Raw genomic sequence first — 23,775 nt, forward strand, 5'->3', positions numbered from 1 at the left:
ATACCGTTCGGAATTACCAGCGATAGTGCGAGAACGCGCGGTTGGCATCAGCCATCTTGTGCGTGTCTTCGCGCTTCTTGACGGCGGAGCCGCGGTTGTTGGACGCATCGAGCAGTTCGCCGGAAAGGCGGTCAACCATTGTCGTTTCATTGCGCTTGCGGGCAGCAGCGATCAGCCAGCGAATAGCAAGAGCCTGGCGGCGCTCCGGACGAACGTCGACGGGGACCTGATAGGTCGCACCACCGACACGACGCGAGCGGACTTCAACGTGCGGGGCAATGTTCTCGAGCGCAGAATGGAAAACCGTGAGCGGCTCCTGCTTGGACTTGCCGTGGACTACGTCGAACGCACCGTAGACGATGTTTTCAGCAACGGACTTCTTGCCGTCGAGCATGATAGCATTCATGAACTTGGTGACGACGAGATCGCCGAACTTCGGGTCCGGATTGATCTCGCGCTTTTCTGCTTTATGACGTCTGGACATACTTTTGTCTCTTCAACCGTTAAGGCGCTTCATGACGCGGAGGACCTCGCGCAGCGCCGGATTATTCAAAACCGAATTACTTCGGACGCTTCGCGCCGTACTTGGAGCGGCGCTGCTTGCGGTTCTTGACACCCTGGGTATCGAGAACGCCGCGGATGATGTGATAACGGACACCCGGAAGGTCCTTGACGCGGCCGCCACGGATCATGACGACGGAGTGTTCCTGAAGGTTGTGACCTTCGCCGGGGATGTAACCAATGACTTCGAAGCCGTTGGTCAGGCGGATCTTTGCGACCTTACGCAGAGCCGAGTTCGGCTTCTTCGGCGTCGTCGTGTAGACGCGCGTGCAAACGCCGCGCTTCTGCGGGTTCTCCTGGAGTGCGGGAACCTTGTTACGCTTTACGTTCGCCTGGCGAGGCTTGCGGATCAGCTGGTTTACGGTAGGCATTCAACCATCCCTTACGTTTTATCTCAGTACCCTTGCGGGCTTGAACTCGCGCCGTCTCCGGCAGTGACGTACGCTTTCCGCCAATGCGCAAAATATGGCCCGATCCGCTTCCGCAGATGGACCACAAGGAGCAGAGGACGCATAGAATATGCGTCGTGCGTGCAGCATCATGACTTCAACGTGCGTTTAGAACCTTGTTTGAGGTGAACTTCAGGGCGAGTCGCCCCGAACAGCCAAGCCTCACATGGGATCTGATGGCCGGGGTACTACTGGTTTCCACCCGTCTCGTCAAGGCCGGTTAAGAAATAAACTCGCCGTATCGCCTTGATATGCCGGACGAACGCCCTGTTTCATTCTTCTAGACGCATTCACGGCCGTGCACCAAGATAAAAACTTGGGCATTGCAGCAAAAGCAGTTAAGGAATCAGCAATTGCGGCGTTCGGCCCTCACAGCAGGATTCGAGCGACCGAATCGTCAAAGAGCCGAAGGACAGGCGATGATCACGACACCTGATAACGACAATAATTTCGACGGCCCGATGATCTTCATCATCATCGGCAAGGGCTACGAGTCCGACGCCAGCGAAGGCATCGACCTGCACATCATGCTGAAGGCGCCTGACGACGACACTGCCGTACGCGAGGCCCTGAACGCCCTTGCCGAGGAAGGCTTCATCGAGGCCGATCTCGACCAGATCGGCATGCTGACCGAGATCCCTGCCGAAGAGCCGCACGCATCTGCCTACCAGGGCGCAGTCGAAGGCGAGGTCGCGATTATCCGGTTCAACTGAAGGGAGCCGCCGCTCGCGCTGTCAAAGTCAGCATAAGCGGAAGCAGTCTCCCCTCGCCGCCCGCCCAATCAGAGCAGACTAAAAACGAAAACCGCCCGGATCGCTCCGGGCGGTTTTTCAATTCGTCGACTTCAGCCGCGGATTATTCCGCAGCCGGAGCCTTTTCGGCCATGTCCTGCAGCATCGGCGTGGCAACGGCAGCACCGGTGCCCTTGCGGCGCTCTTCGAGGATCATCTCGTCGCGCGACGTAGCGATGCGGCGGATCTGGGTCATGGTGCCGCCGGTACCGGCCGGGATGAGGCGGCCGACGATGACGTTTTCCTTCAGACCCTGCAGGCCGTCGGTCTTGCCGGCGATCGCAGCTTCCGTCAGCACCTTGGTCGTTTCCTGGAAGGACGCGGCCGAGATGAAGGACGGGGTCTGCAGCGACGCCTTGGTGATGCCGAGAAGAACCGGATCGCCGTAGGCTGGCTTCTTGCCCTGCTCGATCAGGTGATCGTTGACATCTTCGAGCTCGATCCGGTCGACATTGTCGCCGACGATATAGGTCGAGTCGCCCGCATCGGTGATTTCCACCTTCTGCAGCATCTGACGGACAATCACCTCGATGTGCTTGTCGTTGATGACGACGCCCTGCAGGCGGTAGACTTCCTGGATCTCGTTGACGAGGTAGGAGGCCAGAGCCTCCACGCCCTTGATCGCCAGGATGTCGTGCGGAGCCGGGTTACCGTCGAGGATATAGTCACCCTTTTCGATATAGTCGCCTTCCTGAAGGTGGAAGGGCTTGCCCTTCGGGATCAGGTACTCGACAGGCTCGACACCGTCTTCCGCCGGCTCGATGATGACGCGACGCTTGTTCTTGTAGTCGCGGCCGAGGCGGATCGTACCATCGATCTCTGCGATGATGGCGTGGTCCTTCGGACGGCGGGCTTCGAACAATTCGGCAACACGCGGCAGACCGCCGGTGATGTCCTTGGTCTTGGCGCTTTCGAGCGGCGAACGCGCGAGAACGTCACCCTGGGAGACCTTCGTGCCCGGCTCGACCGACAGAATCGCATCGACCGAGAGCAGGAAGCGGGCGTCACCGCCACGGGACAGCTTTGCGATATTGCCGCTGGCATCCTTGACGACGATCGCCGGCTTGAGGTCCGAGCCGCGCGGGGTCGAACGCCAGTCGATGACCTGACGCTTGGTGATGCCGGTCGATTCGTCGGTCGCTTCGAGAACGGAGAGACCGTCGACCAGATCTTCAAACTGAACGGTACCGGCCACTTCCGTCATCATCGGACGGGTGTAAGGGTCCCATTCTGCCAGACGCTGGCCGCGCTTGACCTTGTCGCCTTCGTCGACATGCAGCTTCGAACCGTATGCCACGCGCTGCGACGACCGCTCTACACCACGTTCGTCCAGGATCTGGACGGTCATGTTGCGGCCCATGGCAACGAGGTTGCCATCGGAGTTGCGCAAGATGTTGCGGTTCTTGATCTGCACCGTACCTTCGTACGAGGCTTCGAGGAACGACTGGTCGACCACGGTCGCCGTACCGCCAAGGTGGAAGGTACGCATGGTGAGCTGGGTGCCCGGCTCGCCGATCGACTGAGCAGCGATGACGCCGACGGCTTCGCCCATGTTGACCGGCGTACCGCGCGCGAGGTCGCGGCCGTAGCAGACCGAGCAGACGCCCGTCTGGATTTCACAGGTCAGCGCCGAGCGGATGCGGATCGACTGGATGCCGGCCTTCTCGATTTCGACGACGTCGGGCTCGAGGATCATCTTGCCGGCATCGACGATACGCTCACCGGTGACCGGATGATCGATGTCGTCGAGCGCCGTGCGGCCGAGGATACGGGCGCCGATCGAGGCAACCACCTGGCCGGCATCGACGATGGCGGTCATGGTGAGGCCCGTCTGCGTTCCGCAATCGACGTGCGTGACGATGCAATCCTGCGCGACGTCGACGAGACGGCGGGTCAGGTAGCCGGAGTTGGCGGTCTTCAGGGCGGTGTCTGCGAGACCCTTACGGGCGCCGTGCGTCGAGTTGAAGTACTCGTTGACGGTCAGGCCTTCCTTGAAGTTCGAGATGATCGGGGTCTCGATGATTTCGCCCGACGGCTTGGCCATGAGGCCACGCATGCCGCCCAGCTGGCGCATCTGGTTCGGAGAACCGCGGGCACCGGAGTGGCTCATCATGTAGATCGAGTTCATCGGCTTCTGGCGACCGGTCTTCTCGTCGAATTCGACCGCCTTGATGCGGGCCATCATCTCTTCGGCGACCTTTTCGGTCGCCTTGCCCCAGGCGTCGACAACCTTGTTGTACTTCTCGCCCTGGGTAATGAGGCCGTCATTGTACTGCTGCTCGTATTCCTTCACCAGGTTTTCGGTGTCGGCAACGATCTTGGCCTTGGCATCCGGAATGACCATGTCGTCCTTGCCAAACGAAATGCCGGCGCGGCAGGCATGCGAGAAGCCGAGCTGCATGATGCGGTCGCAGAAAATGACCGTGTCCTTCTGGCCGCAATGGCGATAGACCGTGTCGATCATCTTCGAGATGTTCTTCTTGGTCATTTCCTGGTTGCAGATATCGAAAGGCACCTTGCCGTTCTTCGGCAACAGTTCGCCGATGAGCAGACGGCCAGGCGTCGTCTCATAGATCTTCGAGTAAGGCTTGCCATCCTCGTCGACCGACTTGAAGCGGCCGCGGATCTTGGTGTGCAGCGTCACGACCTTGCTTTCGAGGGCGTGATGCAGCTCGCCGAGATCGGAGAAGGCCATGCCTTCGCCCGGCTCGTTCTGATTGAGGATCGACAGATAGTAGAGGCCGAGAACCATGTCCTGCGAGGGAACGATGATGGGCGCGCCGTTGGCCGGATGCAGGATGTTGTTGGTCGACATCATCAGCACGCGGGCTTCGAGCTGGGCTTCGAGCGACAGCGGCACGTGAACGGCCATCTGGTCACCATCGAAGTCGGCGTTGAACGCCGTGCAGACGAGCGGATGCAGCTGGATCGCCTTGCCTTCGACCAGGGTAGGTTCGAAGGCCTGGATGCCCAGGCGGTGCAGCGTCGGTGCGCGGTTCAAGAGAACCGGATGCTCGCGGATAACCTCGTCGAGGATATCCCAGACTTCCGGCTTTTCTTTTTCGACCAGCTTCTTGGCCTGCTTGACGGTCGAGGAGTAACCCTTGGCGTCGAGGCGGGCATAGATGAACGGCTTGAAGAGCTCGAGCGCCATCTTCTTCGGCAGGCCGCACTGGTGCAGCTTCAGTTCCGGACCGGTGACGATGACCGAACGGCCGGAATAGTCGACGCGCTTGCCGAGCAGGTTCTGGCGGAAGCGGCCCTGCTTGCCCTTCAGCATGTCGGAGAGCGACTTCAGCGGACGCTTGTTGGCGCCGGTGATGACGCGGCCGCGACGGCCGTTGTCGAACAGCGCGTCAACGGATTCCTGCAGCATGCGCTTTTCGTTGCGGATGATGATGCCGGGCGCACGAAGCTCGATCAGGCGCTTCAGACGGTTGTTACGGTTGATGACGCGGCGGTACAGATCGTTCAGATCCGACGTCGCGAAACGGCCGCCGTCGAGCGGAACCAGCGGACGCAGGTCCGGCGGAATGACCGGAACGACCTTCATGATCATCCATTCCGGACGGTTGCCCGACTCCATGAAGTTCTCGACGATCTTCAGGCGCTTCATCAGCTTCTTCTGCTTGAGATCCGACGTGGTGTCGGCAAGCTCGGCGCGCAGGTCGCCAGCGATCTTTTCGAGGTTCATCGAGGCCAGCATCTCGTAGATCGCCTCGGCGCCGATCATCGCGGTGAACTGGTCTTCGCCGTATTCGTCGACGGCGAGCATGTACTCTTCTTCCGAGAGGAGCTGGTGCTCCTTCAGGGCGGTCAGGCCCGGCTCGGTGACGATGTAGTTTTCGAAGTAGAGGACGCGCTCGACATCCTTCAGCGTCATGTCGAGCAGCGTCGAAATGCGTGATGGCAGCGACTTCAGGAACCAGATGTGGGCAACGGGAGCGGCGAGCTCGATATGGCCCATGCGCTCACGGCGAACGCGCGACAGCGTGACTTCGACGCCGCACTTTTCGCAGATGATGCCCTTGTACTTCATGCGCTTGTACTTGCCGCACAGGCATTCGTAGTCCTTGATCGGCCCGAAGATGCGCGCGCAGAACAGACCGTCACGTTCCGGCTTGAACGTACGGTAGTTGATGGTTTCCGGCTTCTTGATCTCACCGTAAGACCAGGAGAGGATCTTCTCCGGAGACGCGATCGAAATCCGAATGGAATCGAAATTCTGTGCAGGCACCTGCGGATTGAAAAGATTCATGACCTCTTGGTTCATGCCTGTCTCCTTCATGGGCTAAAGCGCCCTCAAAATGCGATGGTCGGCGGCAAATTCCCGGGAGCCGCCTCCCTCGCTTAAACGAGAATAACCGCTGGATGCGGCAAAACTTCCCTTCCGGGCCGACACGGATACGGCGCCCGGCGGGACCGGCGTGCGCCGCATTGGCAGCGCACGCCCTATCAAGTGCTTACTCGGCCGCGTCGGGCAGCTGCGCTGCCTGCGCCTCGTCAAGCTTGGTGTTCTCGAGCTCGACGCTGAGGCCCAGCGAGCGCATTTCCTTGACGAGAACGTTGAAGCTTTCCGGAATACCGGCTTCGAACGTGTCGTCTCCGCGGACGATGGCTTCGTAGACCTTGGTGCGGCCGGCGACGTCGTCCGACTTCACCGTCAGCATTTCCTGCAGCGTGTAGGCCGCGCCGTATGCTTCGAGCGCCCAGACTTCCATTTCGCCGAAGCGCTGGCCGCCGAACTGCGCCTTGCCCCCCAGCGGCTGCTGGGTCACGAGCGAGTAAGGACCGATCGAACGGGCATGGATCTTGTCGTCGACCAGGTGGTTGAGCTTCAGCATGTAGATGTAGCCCACGGTCACCTGGCGGTCGAACTGCTCGCCGGTACGGCCGTCATAGAGCGTCGACTGACCGGTATCCTTGAGACCTGCCAGACGCAGCATGTCGTTGACGTCGGCTTCGTTCGCACCGTCGAAAACAGGCGTCGCAATCGAAACGCCACGCTTCCACTGGTCGGCGAGACGCAGAACCGAGTCGTCGTCGAACTCATGCACCTGCTCGGCCTTGGGGCCGGCACCGACGACATCGCCGATGGTCTTGCGCAGCGGCTCAATGTTGCCATTGGCCTTGTATGCGTCGATCAGTTCGCCGATCTGGCGTCCCATGCCGGCGCAAGCCCAACCCAGATGGGTTTCCAGAATCTGGCCGACGTTCATGCGCGAAGGCACGCCGAGCGGGTTCAGAACGACGTCGACATGCGTGCCGTCTTCGAGGAACGGCATGTCCTCCACCGGCACAATGCGCGAAACGACGCCCTTGTTCCCGTGACGGCCGGCCATCTTGTCGCCCGGCTGGATCTTGCGCTTTACGGCGACGAAGACCTTGACCATCTTCATGACGCCAGGAGGCATTTCATCGCCGCGCTGGACCTTTTCGACCTTGTCCATGAAGCGCTGTTCCAGGCGCGACTTGGATTCGTCGTACTGACCGCGGAGCGCTTCGAGCTCGCTCTGGACCTTTTCGTCTTCGACCGCGAACATCCACCACTGCGAGCGGGGATATTCGGAGACGACAGCGTTCGAAAGCTCAGCTCCCTTCTTGAAGCCCTTCGGGCCGGCAATGGAGGCCTGGCCGCGCAGCATCTCGATCAGACGGCCGTAGACGTTGCGGTCGAGGATCGCCTGTTCGTCGTCGCGGTCCTTTGCCAGACGCTCGATCTCTTCGCGCTCGATCGCCATCGCGCGCTCGTCCTTTTCAACGCCGTGGCGGTTGAAGACGCGGACTTCGACGATGGTGCCGTAGGTGCCGGGCGGCATGCGCATGGAGGTGTCGCGCACGTCGGAGGCCTTTTCGCCGAAGATGGCGCGCAGAAGCTTTTCTTCCGGCGTCATCGGGCTTTCGCCCTTCGGCGTGATCTTGCCGACGAGGATATCGCCCGGCTGAACTTCGGCGCCGATATAGACGATGCCGGCTTCGTCGAGGTTCTTCAGCGCTTCTTCCGAAACGTTCGGAATATCGCGTGTGATTTCCTCAGGACCAAGCTTGGTGTCGCGCGCCATCACTTCGAATTCTTCGATGTGGATGGAGGTGAACACGTCGTCGGCAACGATACGCTCGGAGAGCAGGATCGAGTCTTCGTAGTTGTAGCCGTTCCAGGGCATGAACGCGACGAGCGCGTTGCGGCCGAGGGCCAGGTCGCCGAGATCGGTCGACGGTCCGTCGGCGAGGATGTCGCCGCGATTGACCTCGTCACCGACGGTGACCAGCGGACGCTGGTTGACGCAGGTGTTCTGGTTCGAACGCTGGAACTTCTGCAGGCGGTAGATATCGACGCCGGACTTGCCGGCTTCGAGGTCTTCCGTGGCGCGGATAACGATACGCGTCGCGTCGACCTGGTCGACCACGCCGCCGCGGCGCGCGCCGATGGCGGCGCCGGAGTCACGGGCAACGACCGGCTCCATGCCGGTCCCGACGAACGGCGCTTCGGCACGCAGCAGCGGCACTGCCTGACGCTGCATGTTCGAGCCCATGAGCGCGCGGTTGGCGTCGTCGTTTTCCAGGAACGGGATGAGCGCGGCTGCGACCGAAACGACCTGCTTCGGCGAGACGTCCATCAGGTTCATACTGTCGCGCGGGGCGAGCATGACTTCGCCGGCATGACGGCAAACGACGAATTCGTCGACGAAGGAACCGTCAGCGTTCATCTCGGCATTGGCCTGGGCGACGTAGTACTTCGCCTCTTCCATGGCGGATAGGTAGAGCACGTCGCTCGTCACCTTGCCGTCGACGATGCGGCGGTACGGGCTTTCGATGAAGCCGTACTTGTTGACGCGGGCAAAGGTCGCAAGCGAGTTGATGAGACCGATGTTCGGGCCTTCCGGCGTTTCGATCGGGCAGATGCGGCCATAGTGGGTCGGATGCACGTCGCGGACTTCGAAGCCGGCACGCTCACGGGTCAGACCGCCCGGGCCAAGAGCCGAAAGACGGCGCTTGTGGGTGATTTCCGAGAGCGGGTTGACCTGGTCCATGAACTGCGAGAGCTGCGAGGAACCGAAGAATTCGCGCACGGCAGCAGCTGCCGGCTTGGCGTTGATCAGATCCTGCGGCATGACCGTGTCGATCTCGATCGAGGACATGCGTTCCTTGATCGCGCGCTCCATGCGCAGCAGGCCGAGACGGTACTGGTTTTCCATCAGCTCGCCGACCGAACGGACGCGACGGTTGCCGAGGTTGTCGATGTCGTCGATCTCGCCCTTGCCGTCGCGCAGTTCGACCAGCATCCTGACCACGGCCAGAATGTCGTCCTTGCGCAGGATGCGGACGGTGTCTTCGACGGTCAGGTCGAGGCGCATGTTCATCTTGACGCGGCCGACGGCGGAAAGGTCGTAACGCTCCGCATCGAAGAACAGCGAGTTGAACATGGCTTCGGCCGATTCCATGGTCGGCGGCTCACCCGGACGCATGACGCGGTAGATGTCGAACAGAGCGTCCTGACGGTTCTCGTTCTTGTCGGCTGTCAGCGTGTTGCGGATATAGGCGCCGACATTGATGTGATCGATGCCGAGAACCGGGATCTCGTCGAAGCCGTTCGCCAGGATGATGCCAAGCGTCTTCTCGTCGATTTCGTCGCCGGCCTCGAGGTAGATTTCACCCGTCGAGTAGTTAACGATGTCGCCGGCGAGGTAGTTGCCGTAAAGATCGTCGTCGGCGGCCTTGAGGGCCTTCAGACCCTTGTCGGAAAGCTGGCGCAGCAGGCGCGGCGTCAGCTTCTTGCCGGCTTCCACGACGACTTCGCCGGTATCGGCGTCGACCATCTCGGTGATCGCCTTGGCACCCTTCAGCGTTTCCGGCTTGAAGGGAATGCGCCAGCCTTCGCCGTCGCGCTTGTAGAGCGACTTTGTGTAGAAGGTGTCGAGGATTTCTTCGCCGTCCATGCCGAGCGCCATCAGCAGCGACGTGACAGGGATCTTGCGGCGGCGGTCGATACGAGCGTAGACGATGTCCTTGGCGTCGAATTCGATATCGAGCCAGGAACCGCGGTAGGGGATGACGCGCGCAGCAAAGAGCAGCTTGCCGGAAGAGTGGCTCTTGCCCTTGTCGTGGTCGAAGAAGACGCCCGGCGAACGGTGCATCTGGGAAACGATGACGCGCTCGGTGCCGTTGACGATGAACGTGCCGTTATTGGTCATGAGCGGCATGTCGCCCATGTATACGGACTGCTCCTTGATGTCCTTGATCGACTTCGCGCCGGTATCCTCGTCGATATCGAACACGATGAGGCGCAGCGTCACCTTCAGGGGTGCAGCATAGGTCAGGTCGCGCTGACGGCATTCGTCAACGTCGAACTTCGGCGGTTCGAACTCGTAGGACACGAATTCCAGCATGGATGCGCCGGAGAAATCGGTGATCGGGAAAACCGACTTGAAGACGGCCTGAAGACCTTCGTCGGGTCGGCCGCCCTTCGGCTCTTCAACCATTAGAAACTGGTCGTAGGACGCCTTCTGAACCTCGATGAGGTTCGGCATTTCTGCGACTTCGGGGATCTTACCAAAAAACTTGCGTACGCGCCTGCGACCGTTGAACGAAAGGGTCTGAGCCATCGTCGCTCCTTCAAAATCTTGCACCCGGGCCTGCAACGGACGGGAACCGATGGCCAGTCGATCCCGTCAATCAATGAGTAGTTCAATCTCGTCCGACCCCAGAAAACGCTCAGCTCGGATTGCTGTGCTGCCCTCGGTGCGAGACCATCCTTTTGAAGAACCCATTACCCAAAAGCCGTTTCGACGCGGCTTTTGGGTAATTCGTTCAGAAAAACGGCAAATGGGAGGCAGTAGAGATACTGCCTCCCAAAAGCAGTTCAAGATTACTTGACGTCGGCCTTGGCGCCAGCGTCTTCAAGCTTCTTCTTGATGTCAGCGGCTTCAGCCTTGTTGACGCCTTCCTTGACAGCCTTCGGAGCGGCTTCAACGAGATCCTTGGCTTCCTTGAGGCCGAGACCAGTGATGGCGCGGACTTCCTTGATGACGTTGATCTTGTTGGCACCAGCTTCGACGAGGATGACGTCGAATTCAGTCTTTTCTTCTTCAACGACAGCAGCAGCAGCACCGCCGGCAGCGGCAGCAACAGCTACCGGAGCAGCAGCGGAAACGCCCCACTTTTCTTCGAGAAGCTTCGACAGTTCTGCAGCTTCCAGAACGGTCAGCGAGGAGAGGTCGTCAACGATCTTTGCGAGATCAGCCATTTTACTAGTTCCTTTTGTTCGGTTCGAACCGGTTGATTATAAACAGCGAAAAACCGCCTTACGCGGCTTCGTCCTTCTTGGCGTAGGCCGCAAACACGCGGGCAAGCTGGCTTGCCGGTGCTGCAACAACCCCAGCGATGCGGGTAGCCGGTGTCTGGATCATGCCCAGCAGCTTCGCACGCAGCTCATCGAGCGAAGGCAGGGTCGCAAGCGACTTGACTGCATCGGCGTTGAGCGTGGTTGTTCCCATGGCGCCGCCCAGAACAATGATCTTGTCATTGGTCTTGGCGAAATCCATGACGACCTTCGGAGCGGTGATCGGATCGGTGCTGTATGCAATCAGCGTCTGACCCTTGAAGAGATTGGACATCCCTTCCGCTTCCGTACCCTGAAGGGCAATCTTGGCCAGGCGGTTCTTCGCGACTTTGACGGTGCCGCCAGCTGCGCGCATCTTCGAACGAAAATCGTTCATCTGCGCGACTGTGGCACCAGCATAGTGGGCCACGACAACTGAGCCCGAAGCCTTGAAGACTTCGTTCAGTTCCGTGACGAATTCGCGTTTTTCCGCTCTTTCCACTGCCTATCTCCAGTTGGCGGGACCGAAAATGGGCCCGCCGGTTGCCTTTTGCCTCCTGGGATCATGCGAGATCCCAAGCGACGCTTGAGGATCCTGTCCCCCCGCGCTCTCGCGCCAATCAAGGCTAAAGAGGCACAAGGCATCCAAGGCTCGAACCGAGTTCCCAGAAGCGAACTTCTTGCAATTCGGGTCTTACCCGTCTCATGCAGGCTAAGTGATTAAGGGAAAACCACCTGCAATCTCGGACAGGATTCCGGATTTCTCCGGAATATTCCGGCCCCTTGCGAGGCCGGAAATTCAGTCGCCGGACTTAAAGCCCGGCCATAAACTTACGCAGCCGGAGCACCGGTGACCGAGCCGGGCTCGATCTTGACGCCCGGGCCCATGGTCGAGGAAATCGCCACGCGCTTGACGTAGTTGCCCTTGGCGCCAGCCGGCTTCGCCTTGATGACGGCGTCAGCAAAGGCGCGAATGTTTTCTTCCAGAGCCTTGGCGTCGAACGAGGCCTTGCCGATACCGGCATGGACGATGCCAGCCTTCTCGACGCGGAACTCGACAGCGCCGCCCTTGGAAGCCTTGACGGCTCCAGCGACATCCATGGTGACGGTGCCGACCTTCGGGTTCGGCATCATGCCGCGCGGACCGAGAACCTTACCGAGACGACCGACGAGCGGCATCATGTCGGGGGTGGCAATGCAGCGATCGAATTCGATCTTGCCGCCCTGGACGATTTCGACGAGGTCTTCGGCGCCGACGATATCGGCACCGGCTGCCTTGGCTTCGTCAGCCTTGGCGCCACGAGCGAAGACGGCGACGCGAACCGTGCGGCCCGTGCCGTTCGGCAGGTTGACGACGCCGCGAACCATCTGGTCCGCATGGCGCGGGTCGACGCCGAGGTTCATCGAGACTTCGATGGTTTCGTCGAACTTGGCGACAGCCCGTTCCTTGACCATGCCGATGGCCAGGGTCAGAGCGTAGAGCTTGGTGGGATCAACACCTTCGTTGATCTTCTGCGTGCGCTTACCAGCCATGATCTTAACCCACCACTTCCAGGCCCATGGCGCGGGCAGAGCCCTCGATCATCGCCATCGCACCTTCGATATCCGCTGCGTTCAGATCCTTCATCTTGGCTTCTGCGATCGACTTAATCTGAGCCTTGGTGAGGGAGCCGGCCTTGGCGCCCTTGCCGGGCGTCTTGGAACCGGACGTGATCTTCGCTTCCTTCTTCAGCCAGTAGCTGACCGGCGGCTGCTTCATCGCGAAGGTGAAGGACTTGTCCTGGTAATAGGTGATGACGACCGGGATCGGCATGCCCTTTTCCATTTCCTGCGTGGCGGCATTGAACGCCTTGCAGAATTCCATGATATTAATGCCACGCTGACCAAGCGCCGGACCAATCGGCGGGGACGGGTTTGCCGATCCTGCCTTGACCTGAAGCTTGAGCTGGCCTGCAACTTTCTTAGCCATATCTCTCTGCCTTTCATGAACGGCCGGTCGCCCGGCCCGTGATGCCGGATCTCTCCAGCGGCTGCGGTTGCGTGGTGCGGATCCTTAGGGTCCGGCTAAGACCCCTCACCTTCCACGCGGGTGCGGACAAGGTCCGCAGGAAACAGGCCGCAAGGGCCAGCTTCCAGTTTCTGCAATCAGACCTTCTCGACCTGAGCGTATTCCAGCTCGACCGGCGTTGCGCGGCCGAAGATCGACACTTCCACCTTCAGGCGCGAACGTTCTTCGTCCACGTCCTGAACCGTGCCGTTGAACGACGCGAACGGGCCATCGGAAACGCGGACCTGTTCACCAATCTCGAAGGTAATAGAGGCCTTCGGCCGCTCGACACCCTCCTGAACCTGACCGAGAATGCGCTCGGCTTCATAATCCGGAATCGGAACGGGCTTATTGTCGGAGCCGAGGAAACCTGTAACCTTCGGCGTATTCTTGATCAGGTGGTAGGCTTCGTCCGTCAGATTGGCACGAACCATGACATAGCCCGGGAAAAACTTGCGCTCGGAATCGACCTTGCGGCCGCGACGCACTTCCACCACCTTTTCAGTCGGCACGAGGATCTTCTCGAACAGGTGCTCAAGCCCCTTCTGGCGAGCCTTGTTCTCGATGTCTTCAGCTACCTTCTTTTCAAAATTTGAATATGCGTGGACGATGTACCAACGTGCCGCCATTTTCATCTCCACCCGTATCAGTTGCCGGTATTCAGCACGAAGCTCAGAGCCCAGCCGATCAGCTGGTCAGCGGCAAAGAAAAACAGCGCGGCGAAAACCACCATCACCAGCACCATGACCGTCGAGATCATGGTCTCGCGGCGCGACGGCCATGTAACTTTAGACGTCTCGGAGCGAACCTGCTGCAGAAACGCAAACGGATTGGATTTGGATGCCATCGACTGCCCACGCAATTACGGCGCGTAAAGCTGAAACTATCAGCCCCACGCACCGCGTGTCTGTTGAACCCTAAATAAACACCGATTTCCGAATACACAAGAGGGAAACCGAAGTTTAACGAAATTACTTACCACCAATCAATCCCCGGCCGGAAATGCCACGAGCATGTCCGCGCTGTCCCGCATCAAGGAAAATGGCAGGGGCAGTAGGGCTCGAACCTACGACCTGCGGTTTTGGAGACCGCCGCTCTACCAACTGAGCTATACCCCTTCATACCGATCATTCAGCGCCTAGGCCAAGGCCCGCAAATCGCTGCTGAAAAGCATGGCGCTCCCTTTAAGACGACGACACGGGATTGGCAAGCACGATTTTCGATTTTCAAAGCCATTCTCCGATATGCGAGCGATCGGCCTTTCAATCGCGGACCACGGTCCGTTCAGACCTTCACATATTTCCGCCAATCGTGTTCTTCCTTAAAACCCAGCACCTCGCGGATCTTGCGGTTGGAGAGCAGTCCCTCATATTCGCCGATCTCGCGGGTGAAGGGCACGTTCGGGAAGAATCGCTTCGCAAGCTCCTTCGATGGCGTATTCGCCGAGACGGTGTCGTTGGCGGCGTTGAAGACCTGATAGCCGAGACCGTCCTTCTCGATGCAGAGATGGCAGATCTGCCCGAGGTCGCGGGCGTCGATATAGCTCCAGGCGATACGCTTGCGCATCTCGGGATTGGCGAAATAGGTCGGAAACTTCTCGTACTCGTCAGGCTCGATGACATTGCCGATGCGCAGCGCATAGATGTCGAAGCCCGAACGTTCGGCAAAGGCGCGCGCCGTCTTTTCGTTGACCACCTTGGAAAGGCCGTAGGAATCCATCGGATTGACGTCGTAGTCCTCCTCCAGCGGGAACTGGTGGAAATCGCGATGTCCTTCGGCGAAGCAGACGCCGTAGGTCGTCTCGCTCGATGCGACGATGATCTTCCGGATGCCGAGCTTCACCGCGGCCTCGATGACATTATAGGTGCCCATCGTGTTGATGCGGAAGGTTTCGTTGTCGGGCTTGATCAGAATGCGCGGGATGGCGGCGAAATGCACGACGGCGTCGAAGGCCTGCACGCCCCTGCCCGCATCGAGATCGGGAAAATCGCGATGCATCGAAAGCGCGTTGAAGACCTGGCCGCTATCGGTGATGTCGGCGATGAGATTGGTGACGCCGGGGCTATCCAGCGGCACGAGATCGAGGTTGTGAACCTCGTAGCCCGCATTGACGAGCCACGGCACAGCATGGCGACCTGCCTTGCCCGAACCGCCGGTGAATAGAATACGTCTCTTCATGGAATATCCTCCGCGTCATGAAATCGGAGGCATAGATAGACGCTTCCGCGCGAAGAGCAAGCGAGCGTCATGCAAGGGTTCACCCCCGCGTCGCCAGGAGCATCCTATCCGGGAGCACCTGGCCAATCATTTCCGATCATCGCAAAACCCTGCGATGCTCGGCAAAGGTCGTCACTTGACGACACTTACCTCGCCAATCTGCACTACGGCAGACTGAACAACTTCTTGCGGAATTGCAGCGATGAAAAACATCGTGAAAACATACATCGCGAATATCGTCGCAGCGAATGTGGCCTTTGGAATCATCCGGGCTCTCCTCTTGCAAGAAGGAGTCTGGACTAAAATGGCCCAATCACAAACCGGTTTCTGAACGTGAGATGAACAAAATACTGTGACGGCCCAATTTAACGATATTTTTACAACACCTGTTAAACCTACCGGAAGCCATCAAAATGAAAAACCCCGCCGTTTCCAGCGGGGTCTTCATAATTGAGGATAACTTAAAAGTTACTCGACGATCGACGCGACGATACCGGCGCCGACGGTGCGGCCGCCTTCGCGGATGGCGAAGCGCAGCTTTTCTTCCATCGCGATCGGAACGATCAGCTCGACGGCAACCGTGACGTTGTCGCCCGGCATAACCATCTCCGTGCCTTCCGGCAGCGTCACAATGCCCGTCACGTCGGTCGTGCGGAAGTAGAACTGCGGACGGTAGTTGGTGAAGAACGGCGTATGACGGCCACCCTCTTCCTTCGTCAGGATGTAGGCTTCTGCCATGAACTTCTTGTGCGGCTTGACAGAGCCGGGCTTGGCCAGGATCTGGCCACGCTCGACGCCGTCACGGTTCACACCGCGGATCAGCGCACCGATGTTGTCGCCAGCCTGGCCCTGATCGAGCAGCTTGCGGAACATTTCAACGCCGGTCACCGTCGTCTTCGAGGTCGGACGGATGCCGACGATCTCGACTTCTTCGCCAACCTTGACAATGCCACGCTCGACGCGGCCGGTCACAACCGTGCCGCGGCCAGAGATCGAGAACACGTCTTCGATCGGCATCAGGAACGGCTGGTCGATCGGACGCTCAGGCGTCGGGATGTAGGCATCGACAGCGGCCATCAGTTCGCGGATCGCGTCTTCGCCGATCTTCTTGTCCGAATCTTCAAGCGCAGCAAGTGCCGAACCCTTGACGACCGGGATATCGTCGCCCGGGAAGTCGTAGGACGACAGCAGTTCGCGAACTTCGAGCTCGACCAGTTCGAGAAGCTCGGCGTCGTCAACCTGGTCGACCTTGTTCAGGAACACCACGATCGCCGGAACGCCCACCTGGCGAGCCAGCAGAATGTGTTCGCGCGTCTGCGGCATCGGGCCGTCAGCAGCCGAGCACACCAGGATCGCGCCGTCCATCTGGGCAGCACCGGTGATCATGTTCTTGACGTAGTCGGCGTGGCCGGGGCAGTCGACGTGGGCGTAGTGGCGGGCCGGCGTCTCATATTCAACGTGAGCCGTCGAAATCGTGATGCCACGCGCCTTTTCTTCCGGAGCCGCGTCGATCTGGTCGTACGCCTTGTACTCACCGAAGTACTTCGTGATCGCTGCCGTCAGAGACGTCTTGCCGTGGTCAACGTGGCCAATCGTGCCAATGTTGACGTGCGGCTTGTTGCGCTCAAACTTACTCTTTCCCATTTGAATGCTTCCTGTGAACGAAAATGGTGGCCCCGGCGAACCGGTTTAGTGCCGCCGTTTAAGGCTTTCGGCGACATTGCGCAAGACTTAATTGCAGACGCCGTTCTTGGCCTGACAGCGCATATGGGAGACAATTCGCCGCCTGCAAGGCGATTCGCCAAAGCCCCCTCGAAAATCGCTGAAATCTTAGAGAAAATCGCATTGACCGCCGGAGACGCGCCATAGACGTTCGGCGTCGAGCGCCCTTCCCTTGGCCGCCGATAGCTTCTTCGGCAGCGCCAGAGACATCTCGGGACAACCGCGACGGCGGTCGTATGAAGTGGCTTAAGGGAAACTGGAGCGGGTAGCGGGAATCGAACCCGCGTATTCAGCTTGGAAGGCTGCTGCTCTACCATTGAGCTATACCCGCGGGGTGGTCCGATCCGATGACGAATGGTGGAGAGAGTTGGATTTGAACCAACGTAGGCTGAGCCAACGGATTTACAGTCCGTCCCCTTTAACCACTCGGGCATCTCTCCAGTTTTCGTCCGGATCGCTAGACCAAGTTCGTCAGACTTCGAAGCGTTGCCGCCCGTCGTCTGCGCCGCGTATATGACCGGAGCATTTCAGTCTGTCAACACGATGACAACGGAAAAAACACGAAAAATTTCATTCGCCGCCGAAAGCCGGCATATGAAAGAAAGCCTATGCGGCAGCGAGCGCCATGGCTATAAAGCTGCATGAGCAAAGACAACAAATCCGGCGGCAAGACCGCCGCAGACCCATCCGCCAAGGATACGCATTACGCCACTCTGCGGCGCGCCCACCGTGACGCCAAGCGCGAGCGCGGCGAGATTCCGACACCTCCGCCGCAGAAGCGAAAGCGCGGGGCTGAGGACTGGAAGCCGCCAGCGCTTGCGCCCGACCAGGTGCATCTCTATGGCCTGCATACGGTGCGCGCAGCGCTCGACAATCCCGAGCGCAAGAAGATCAAGCTGTTCGTGACTCAGAACGCGCTGGCGCGCCTCGAGGTCGACGTCGAGGCGCTCGGCATTCCCTTCGAGATCGTCTCGCCGCAGGAGATCGACAAGGTGCTCGGCCCCGAGGCGATCCATCAGGGCGTCATGCTGGAAACACGGCCGCTTCCGGTACGCCGGCTCGAAGCGCTGAAGGAAAGCCCTCTCCTGCTCGTCCTCGATCAAGTGACCGACCCGCACAATGTCGGCGCGATCATGCGCTCGGCCGTCGCCTTCAATGCCGGCGCCGTGATCACCACGCAGCGACACAGCCCGACCGAATCGGGCGTGCTCGCCAAGTCCGCCTCCGGCGCGCTGGAACTGATACCTTATATACAGGTCACCAATCTCGCCGATGCGCTCGGTGAGTTGCACAAGCTCGGCTTTTCCACCATCGGTCTCGATTCGGAAGGGCCGGCGCCACTCGAAGGCACCTTCTCGGGCGAGAAGGTGGCGCTCGTGCTCGGCTCCGAGGGCAAGGGACTTCGGCAGAAGACGCGGGAAACCGTCAACGCACTTGCCCGTCTCGACATGCCGGGCGCGATAAAATCGCTCAACGTCTCGAATGCGGCGGCGATCGCACTCTACGCGGCGCGGCTTCACCTGAAGGCATAGGCCGGCCCAAGCAAGGGCAGCCGGTCGATTCGTCCATCAGCCTGCGCGCCGTATCGCCTGCATAGACCACTTCGACAGGATAGACGATCATCCGTGACATGCGGCGCCGCGCGTCTTTTCAGACGCGCAATCGATTCGGATTTAAGGAATTAAGCAGGAGTTCGATCCGGCGCGACAAACGGAAACCGACACGCACAACGTTCGTGCAACGCCCGACCGATGCCACAAAAATCCACTTTTGCCTTGGAATGACGCCCCGGAGCACTATGATCGGGCAATGATCGGTCGTAGCGACCGGCTCAGAAATAAGAAGGAACGATCCCTATCATGGCCATTCGACCGCTGATTTTCGGTATCCTTTTCATCGCGGTCTTCGTCGTGATTATCCTCAGCATCATTTGGGTGGACACGTCGCACCCCGTCCACCAGCCCGATCCCCTGTCGCCGACGGCGCCCGGCCCCGCGACGCCGGGCCAGGTGCAATAATACTTGCAGGAACGCCGACGGAGATCATGCGTTAATCCCGCGGATCGAACGAGGATTGAACGCTCATGCGCATAATGATCGCCGTCGTCGCCTTCATGGTCGCCTCCGTGCTTAGCATCGCAATGATGTCGCCCTCCGGCGCCGGACAGACCGGCAATGGCGACAGGATCGAGGCGAGCGTCAACGAACCCGTCACTCATTAAGGTAACGGCCCGGATGATCCGGGCCGTTATCGTCAGCTGCGGTAGAGCCAGAACGGCATGCCGCGATCGCGATCACGCCACTCGCGGCGCTCCTGCCAACGCTCGGCACGCCACCGCCGCCAATGACGGCGATCATCGCGCCAGTCGGACCGGCGCCAATCGCGCCCATCGCGCCAGCCACGGTCGTCACGGTCGCGATCACGTCGCCAGCCATCGCGAATTTGAACGATATCGCCCTGCGCCGTCACCGCCGGCCGCTCGGCCGGCATGGCGGCCGCCGGTGCGACGGACGCGAAAGCCGCACCGAAGGAAATGGTTGCGGCGAGAAGAAGATGTGCGAGCTTCATGGCTGTTTCCTCATTGATGATGAGGCGAAGATAAGCGGGCGCGGCTGAATTGGCGTGAAGCAGCCCTTCACGCGCGGTTCATCGAGCGATGTGAGCCTGCGAGATTGAGCGAAGCAGCATCGAACCTAGACTATGAGTCGGCAGACGGTATCGCGCGGAAAGATGGAGCCGGAGCATCTCGAACCAGTCCGCCTTCGTTCCTGACGGGACGACGGCGCGACAGCCTCCGCTTAGCTGTCTCTTCGGCTCGCCGAGCCGAAGCTCACAGAGCGTAGGCTGGTGCCCCCGCCAGGGTTCGAACCCGGGACCCCCTGATTACAAATCAGGTGCTCTACCAACTGAGCTACAAGGGCGTTAGTTGCCCAACTAGCAGATTCTGTGATTCTGTAAAGGGAAAATCCGTGTCTGCGCGGACAGGTCGGCTGCAGCTCAAAACGCTTCGCGATAGAAAACGTCCTTGTCGCGCAAGGCCTTTATCCTTTAGCTAGGGCAGCATCATAAAGGGCATTGCATGGGCCGTTCATTTCAGACGCTTTCCTTTCTCGCCTCACCAACGACGGAGGCGCTTGCCGCGCGTGAGGAGTTGATTGGCATCTATGGTGACGTACCGGCTGACGAAGCCGACGTCATCGTCGCGCTCGGCGGCGACGGTTTCATGCTGCAGACGCTGCACAACACCATGAACTCCGGCAAGCTGGTTTACGGCATGAATCGCGGCTCGGTCGGCTTCCTGATGAACGATTATCGCACCGATCGGCTTCAGGAGCGCATCTGCGTCGCCGTCGAAAACGTCTTCCGGCCATTGCAGATGACGACGGCCAACGCCGACGGCACCAACTCGACGGCGCTCGCCATCAACGAGGTCTATCTTTTTCGCCAGTCCTATCAAGCCGCGAATCTGAGGGTCATGGTGGACGGGCGCGTGCGTCTGGAGGAACTGATCTGCGACGGGCTGATGGTCGCAACACCCGCCGGATCGACGGCTTATAATCTTTCCGCCCACGGCCCGATCCTGCCGCTCGAGGCGCCACTGCTTGCCATGACGCCGGTCAGCGCTTTCCGGCCGCGGCGCTGGAGAGGCGCTCTGCTGCCGAACAAGGTGACCGTCGATATCGACATTCTCGAGCCGGAGAAGCGGCCGGTGAACGCGGTGGCCGACAATACCGAGGTCAAGTCGGTGCTGCATATCCGCATCGCCCAGTCGGAGCATGTGACGGCGCGCATTCTTTCTGATCCCGACCGCTCCTGGTCCGACCGTATTCTCGCCGAGCAGTTCAAGGATTGAGACGATGGCAATGCGACGGATATTGATGACCAGCCTCCTGCTTGCGGGGAGCATCACAGCGGAGGCCGCGCCGGCCCAGGATGCCCTCCTGCCGGCATCGGTGATTTTCGCGACCAGCACCGGCTATTGGGAGGACGACGGCAACGCACCGGCAGTCGAGCGGGCGCCGAAGGGCGCCGAGAGCGTTGCCAATTCCGAAGAAGAAGGGACGCAGCGCCACGGCTACTACAAGCTCTTTGCCGTGCGCCAGCCGGACAGAACCTCGAAGGTCTATCTGCAGCAAATTGCCCAGACCGAGACCGGCCCGGCGATCGCCTCGACCATCGAGCTGCAGGAGTTCAGCGATCTGAAGCCTTACGTGACCGATATACGCCCCGAGAATTCGAACGGGATCATCAAGCAGCCGGGGCTCTTCGCCACGGTCTATCTGAAGACCGACCCTGCGGCGGAATCGGATGGCTGGACCGTGCTGATCGACGAATTCGGCGACATCACCGTCGAGAAGGCGACGAATTGAACGGCTGAGAAGTGTTCAGAGGAGCATCCAAGAGATGAAACTCGGCTTTCGCGACGGCGTCCTCTACGACGAGAAGAGGTCGAACTGGGACGCCGCCGGCCCCAGACCCATCAGCTGGTCCCTCTGGTACCCCGCCGCCGATGACGCGCAAAGCGACGTCCCGGAAAGAAGCTGGTTCCAGAAGGCGGCCGTCGCCCGCAATGCACCCATCCGGCCGGAGGCCAGGCCCTATCCCCTCGTGCTGTTGTCGCATGGCACCGGCGGATCCGCGGCCGGACTGGAGTGGCTGGCGCGACGCCTGGTCGATCGCGGATTTGCCGCGCTCGGCGTCAGCCACCACGGCAATACCGGCATCGAGCCCTATCGCGCTGAAGGCTTTGCCTGCCTTTGGGAGCGGGCGCCTGATCTCAGCTACATGCTCGACCATTGCGACGAGTGGCTCAGCGATCTCTCGGGCCATATCGATACGAACAGCGTCTTCGCAGCGGGGTTTTCGGCCGGAGCTTATAGCGTGATCCTGCTTCTTGGGGCTGTCGCCCAGTTCTCGCAGTTCGAATCCTCGAGGATGAAACCAGGTGGCGCGCGCGGACCAAGGGAATTTCCCGACCTTGCCGATCATATCCCAGCATTGCTCAGCACCAGCGATGTGTTTCGCGATTCGTGGGCCCGCATGTCGAAGTCCTACCGAGATGACAGAATCAAGGCCGCGCTCCTGTGCGCGCCGGGCCGGTCCGTTCTCAGCTTCAGCGAGGAAAGCCTGAAAGCTGTCGATGCGCCTACCCTTATCCTGGTCGGTGATGCCGACAGCGCGGCACCCGCAGAAGAATGTTCATCATGGCTGCATGCGCGGCTCCGGCGCAGCGCTCTTAAGATCTTCGGCGGCGGCCTTGGACATTATGTCTTCGTGCCAGAGGGCACGGCGCTCGGCCTTGCCTTTGCGGCAGAACTCTTTACCGATCCCCCGGGCATCGAGCGCGCAGCCGTTCATGACGAGATTGCCGATCTGTCGGCAGCGCTGTTTCAAGACAGCGACATCAGTGCAATAGCTTGAAGAAAAGGAAAAGCCCCGTCTCCGGGGCTTTGCCAACTCAATCCATCATCAATCCGATCAGTCGACATCCTCGACGACCGCGTCGGCGGCGCCGCTGATGCGGTGAGCGAGTGCCGCTTCCATGAACTCGTTCAGGTCGCCGTCGAGAACGTCGTCCGGGGCGCTGCTGGCGACACCGGTGCGCAGGTCCTTGACCAACTGGTAGGGCTGCAGCACGTAGGAGCGGATCTGGTGGCCCCAGCCGATATCGGTCTTGGAGGCGGCTTCGGCGTTGGCGGCGTCCTCGCGCTTCTTCAATTCCGCTTCGTACATGCGGGCGCGCAGCATGTCCCAGGCCTTGGCACGGTTCTTGTGCTGCGAACGCTCCTGTTGGCACTGCACGACGATACCGGTCGGGATATGCGTGATGCGCACGGCCGAGTCGGTGGTGTTGACGTGCTGGCCGCCGGCGCCCGACGAACGATAGGTATCGATGCGACAGTCGCTTTCGTTGATCTCGATCTGGATCGAGTCGTCGACGACGGGATAGACCCAGATCGACGAGAAGGAGGTATGGCGACGCGCATTGCTGTCGTAGGGCGAGATGCGCACCAGGCGGTGCACGCCCGATTCCGTCTTCAGCCAGCCATAGGCATTGTGGCCCTTGACGAGCAGGGTCGCGGACTTGATGCCCGCCTCTTCGCCGTCATGGACTTCGAGAAGCTCGACCTTGAAGCGCTGGCGCTCGGCCCAGCGGGTGTACATGCGCAAAAGCATGTTCGCCCAGTCCTGGCTTTCGGTGCCGCCGGCGCCGGAATGGACTTCGAGATAGGTGTCGTTGCCGTCGGCTTCGCCGGAGAGCATGGCTTCCACCTGGCGGCGCGCGGCCTCGGCCTTCAAGGCCTTCAGCGTGTCTTCGGCTTCCTTGACGACGCTCTGATCGCCCTCTTCCTCGCCAAGCTCGATCAGCTCGATATTGTCGTTCAGCTGCTGCTCGAGCTGCTTGACGCCGTTGATGCCGTCATCGAGTTGCTGGCGTTCGCGCATCAGCTTCTGCGCTTCGGAAGCGTCGTTCCAGAGGTTTGGATCCTCTGCCTTATTGTTCAACCAGTCCAGCCGTCTTATCGCCTGGTCCCAGTCAAAGATGCCTCCTCAGCAGGGTGATAGCCTGCTTGGTTTCATCGACCACGTTTTCGATTTCCGCTCGCATTTTCCTGCTTCTCTGTCTCGGTCTTCTTCAGGTGCTGGTGACATAGAGACGCCCGCCGC

General features: G+C 60.1%; 22 protein-coding genes and 4 tRNA genes. 7 read left to right on the forward strand and 19 right to left on the reverse strand.

The features are described 5' to 3' along the window. Positions 1-13: 13 nt before the first annotated feature. On the reverse strand, positions 14-484 hold the full coding sequence (gene rpsG, locus OIU37_RS10365) for a 30S ribosomal protein S7 (RefSeq protein WP_003547538.1): 471 nt from the start codon (positions 482-484) through the stop codon (positions 14-16). Positions 485-560: 76 nt separating this feature from the next. Beyond that, positions 561-932 (reverse strand): 30S ribosomal protein S12, encoded by a 372-nt coding sequence (gene rpsL / locus OIU37_RS10370; protein WP_003547537.1) that lies wholly within the window; start codon positions 930-932, stop codon positions 561-563. Positions 933-1,429: 497 nt separating this feature from the next. Between rpsL and OIU37_RS10375 the strand changes: the two genes are divergently transcribed. Next, the gene (locus OIU37_RS10375) at positions 1,430-1,723 is read left to right on the forward strand and encodes a hypothetical protein (RefSeq protein WP_011651421.1); all 294 of its coding nucleotides are present in this window, start codon (positions 1,430-1,432) and stop codon (positions 1,721-1,723) included. A 142-nt stretch (positions 1,724-1,865) separates the two neighbouring features. Here OIU37_RS10375 and rpoC read toward each other — a convergent pair whose 3' ends face one another. The 14 genes from rpoC to OIU37_RS10445 form a co-directional block, all read right to left on the reverse strand. After that, positions 1,866-6,074 (reverse strand): DNA-directed RNA polymerase subunit beta', encoded by a 4,209-nt coding sequence (gene rpoC / locus OIU37_RS10380; protein WP_168313483.1) that lies wholly within the window; start codon positions 6,072-6,074, stop codon positions 1,866-1,868. A 190-nt stretch (positions 6,075-6,264) separates the two neighbouring features. Beyond that, positions 6,265-10,404, reverse strand: a complete 4,140-nt coding sequence (gene rpoB, locus OIU37_RS10385) for a DNA-directed RNA polymerase subunit beta (RefSeq protein ID WP_168313482.1) — start codon at positions 10,402-10,404, stop codon at positions 6,265-6,267. Between the two features lie 263 nt (positions 10,405-10,667). Then, positions 10,668-11,045: a 50S ribosomal protein L7/L12 gene (gene rplL, locus OIU37_RS10390; protein WP_003547523.1), complete on the reverse strand. Its 378-nt coding sequence runs from the start codon at positions 11,043-11,045 to the stop codon at positions 10,668-10,670. A 58-nt stretch (positions 11,046-11,103) separates the two neighbouring features. Continuing rightward, positions 11,104-11,622: a 50S ribosomal protein L10 gene (gene rplJ / locus OIU37_RS10395; RefSeq protein WP_003547522.1), complete on the reverse strand. Its 519-nt coding sequence runs from the start codon at positions 11,620-11,622 to the stop codon at positions 11,104-11,106. A gap of 329 nt (positions 11,623-11,951) precedes the next feature. Next, positions 11,952-12,653: a 50S ribosomal protein L1 gene (rplA, locus tag OIU37_RS10400; RefSeq protein WP_003547520.1), complete on the reverse strand. Its 702-nt coding sequence runs from the start codon at positions 12,651-12,653 to the stop codon at positions 11,952-11,954. 4 nt (positions 12,654-12,657) lie between these two features. Then, positions 12,658-13,089, reverse strand: a complete 432-nt coding sequence (gene rplK, locus OIU37_RS10405) for a 50S ribosomal protein L11 (RefSeq protein ID WP_003547518.1) — start codon at positions 13,087-13,089, stop codon at positions 12,658-12,660. A gap of 176 nt (positions 13,090-13,265) precedes the next feature. Next, positions 13,266-13,796 carry a transcription termination/antitermination protein NusG gene (nusG, locus tag OIU37_RS10410; RefSeq protein ID WP_003547516.1) on the reverse strand — a complete coding sequence of 177 codons (531 nt, stop codon included), beginning with the start codon at positions 13,794-13,796 and terminating at the stop codon, positions 13,266-13,268. A 17-nt stretch (positions 13,797-13,813) separates the two neighbouring features. Beyond that, entirely contained in the window at positions 13,814-14,014 is a 201-nt protein-coding gene (gene secE, locus OIU37_RS10415) for a preprotein translocase subunit SecE (RefSeq protein WP_003547514.1), read from the reverse strand. A gap of 195 nt (positions 14,015-14,209) precedes the next feature. Continuing rightward, a tRNA-Trp gene (locus OIU37_RS10420) sits at positions 14,210-14,285 on the reverse strand. Positions 14,286-14,451: 166 nt separating this feature from the next. Further along, positions 14,452-15,345, reverse strand: coding sequence for an NAD(P)-dependent oxidoreductase (locus OIU37_RS10425; RefSeq protein ID WP_180697468.1), 894 nt, complete (start codon positions 15,343-15,345; stop codon positions 14,452-14,454). A gap of 171 nt (positions 15,346-15,516) precedes the next feature. After that, complete coding sequence (locus OIU37_RS10430) at positions 15,517-15,651, reverse strand: hypothetical protein (RefSeq protein WP_003547509.1); 135 nt, start codon at positions 15,649-15,651, stop codon at positions 15,517-15,519. Between the two features lie 201 nt (positions 15,652-15,852). Beyond that, positions 15,853-17,028: an elongation factor Tu gene (tuf, locus tag OIU37_RS10435; RefSeq protein ID WP_018241634.1), complete on the reverse strand. Its 1,176-nt coding sequence runs from the start codon at positions 17,026-17,028 to the stop codon at positions 15,853-15,855. 335 nt (positions 17,029-17,363) lie between these two features. Next, a tRNA-Gly gene (locus tag OIU37_RS10440) sits at positions 17,364-17,437 on the reverse strand. A 24-nt stretch (positions 17,438-17,461) separates the two neighbouring features. Then, a tRNA-Tyr gene (locus OIU37_RS10445) sits at positions 17,462-17,546 on the reverse strand. Between the two features lie 201 nt (positions 17,547-17,747). On the opposite strand from OIU37_RS10445, the gene rlmB reads away from it, so the two are divergent. The 3 genes from rlmB (at position 17,748) to OIU37_RS10460 (ending at position 19,327) form a co-directional block, all read left to right on the forward strand. Beyond that, complete coding sequence (rlmB, locus tag OIU37_RS10450) at positions 17,748-18,638, forward strand: 23S rRNA (guanosine(2251)-2'-O)-methyltransferase RlmB (protein WP_180693174.1); 891 nt, start codon at positions 17,748-17,750, stop codon at positions 18,636-18,638. Between the two features lie 327 nt (positions 18,639-18,965). Next, positions 18,966-19,124 (forward strand): hypothetical protein, encoded by a 159-nt coding sequence (locus OIU37_RS10455; protein WP_164986477.1) that lies wholly within the window; start codon positions 18,966-18,968, stop codon positions 19,122-19,124. 65 nt (positions 19,125-19,189) lie between these two features. Next, positions 19,190-19,327 carry a hypothetical protein gene (locus OIU37_RS10460; RefSeq protein ID WP_003547501.1) on the forward strand — a complete coding sequence of 46 codons (138 nt, stop codon included), beginning with the start codon at positions 19,190-19,192 and terminating at the stop codon, positions 19,325-19,327. 32 nt (positions 19,328-19,359) lie between these two features. On the opposite strand, the gene OIU37_RS10465 is transcribed toward OIU37_RS10460, so the two are convergent. Together OIU37_RS10465 and OIU37_RS10470 are read right to left on the reverse strand one after the other, a co-directional pair. Next, complete coding sequence (locus OIU37_RS10465) at positions 19,360-19,674, reverse strand: hypothetical protein (protein ID WP_206679607.1); 315 nt, start codon at positions 19,672-19,674, stop codon at positions 19,360-19,362. A 277-nt stretch (positions 19,675-19,951) separates the two neighbouring features. After that, positions 19,952-20,027: transfer RNA gene (locus tag OIU37_RS10470), tRNA-Thr, on the reverse strand. Positions 20,028-20,185: 158 nt separating this feature from the next. Here OIU37_RS10470 and OIU37_RS10475 point away from each other — a divergent pair. The 3 genes from OIU37_RS10475 to OIU37_RS10485 are packed head-to-tail and all read left to right on the forward strand — an operon-like array spanning position 20,186 to position 22,527. Next, positions 20,186-20,959 (forward strand): NAD kinase, encoded by a 774-nt coding sequence (locus OIU37_RS10475; RefSeq protein WP_025394132.1) that lies wholly within the window; start codon positions 20,186-20,188, stop codon positions 20,957-20,959. 4 nt (positions 20,960-20,963) lie between these two features. Then, the gene (locus tag OIU37_RS10480; RefSeq protein ID WP_264257483.1) at positions 20,964-21,476 is read left to right on the forward strand and encodes a hypothetical protein; all 513 of its coding nucleotides are present in this window, start codon (positions 20,964-20,966) and stop codon (positions 21,474-21,476) included. A 34-nt stretch (positions 21,477-21,510) separates the two neighbouring features. Further along, positions 21,511-22,527 carry a dienelactone hydrolase gene (locus OIU37_RS10485; protein ID WP_264257484.1) on the forward strand — a complete coding sequence of 339 codons (1,017 nt, stop codon included), beginning with the start codon at positions 21,511-21,513 and terminating at the stop codon, positions 22,525-22,527. A gap of 57 nt (positions 22,528-22,584) precedes the next feature. Here OIU37_RS10485 and prfB read toward each other — a convergent pair. Beyond that, a protein-coding gene (gene prfB / locus OIU37_RS10490; protein WP_171600847.1) for a peptide chain release factor 2 occupies positions 22,585-23,716 on the reverse strand; the annotation gives its coding sequence in 2 pieces (ribosomal slippage) (positions 22,585-23,646 and positions 23,648-23,716; 1,131 coding nt in all). Between the last annotated feature and the right edge of the window lie 59 nt (positions 23,717-23,775).

This window comes from Rhizobium sp. BT-226 (assembly GCF_025847085.2).
Lineage (GTDB): Bacteria > Pseudomonadota > Alphaproteobacteria > Rhizobiales > Rhizobiaceae > Rhizobium > Rhizobium sophorae.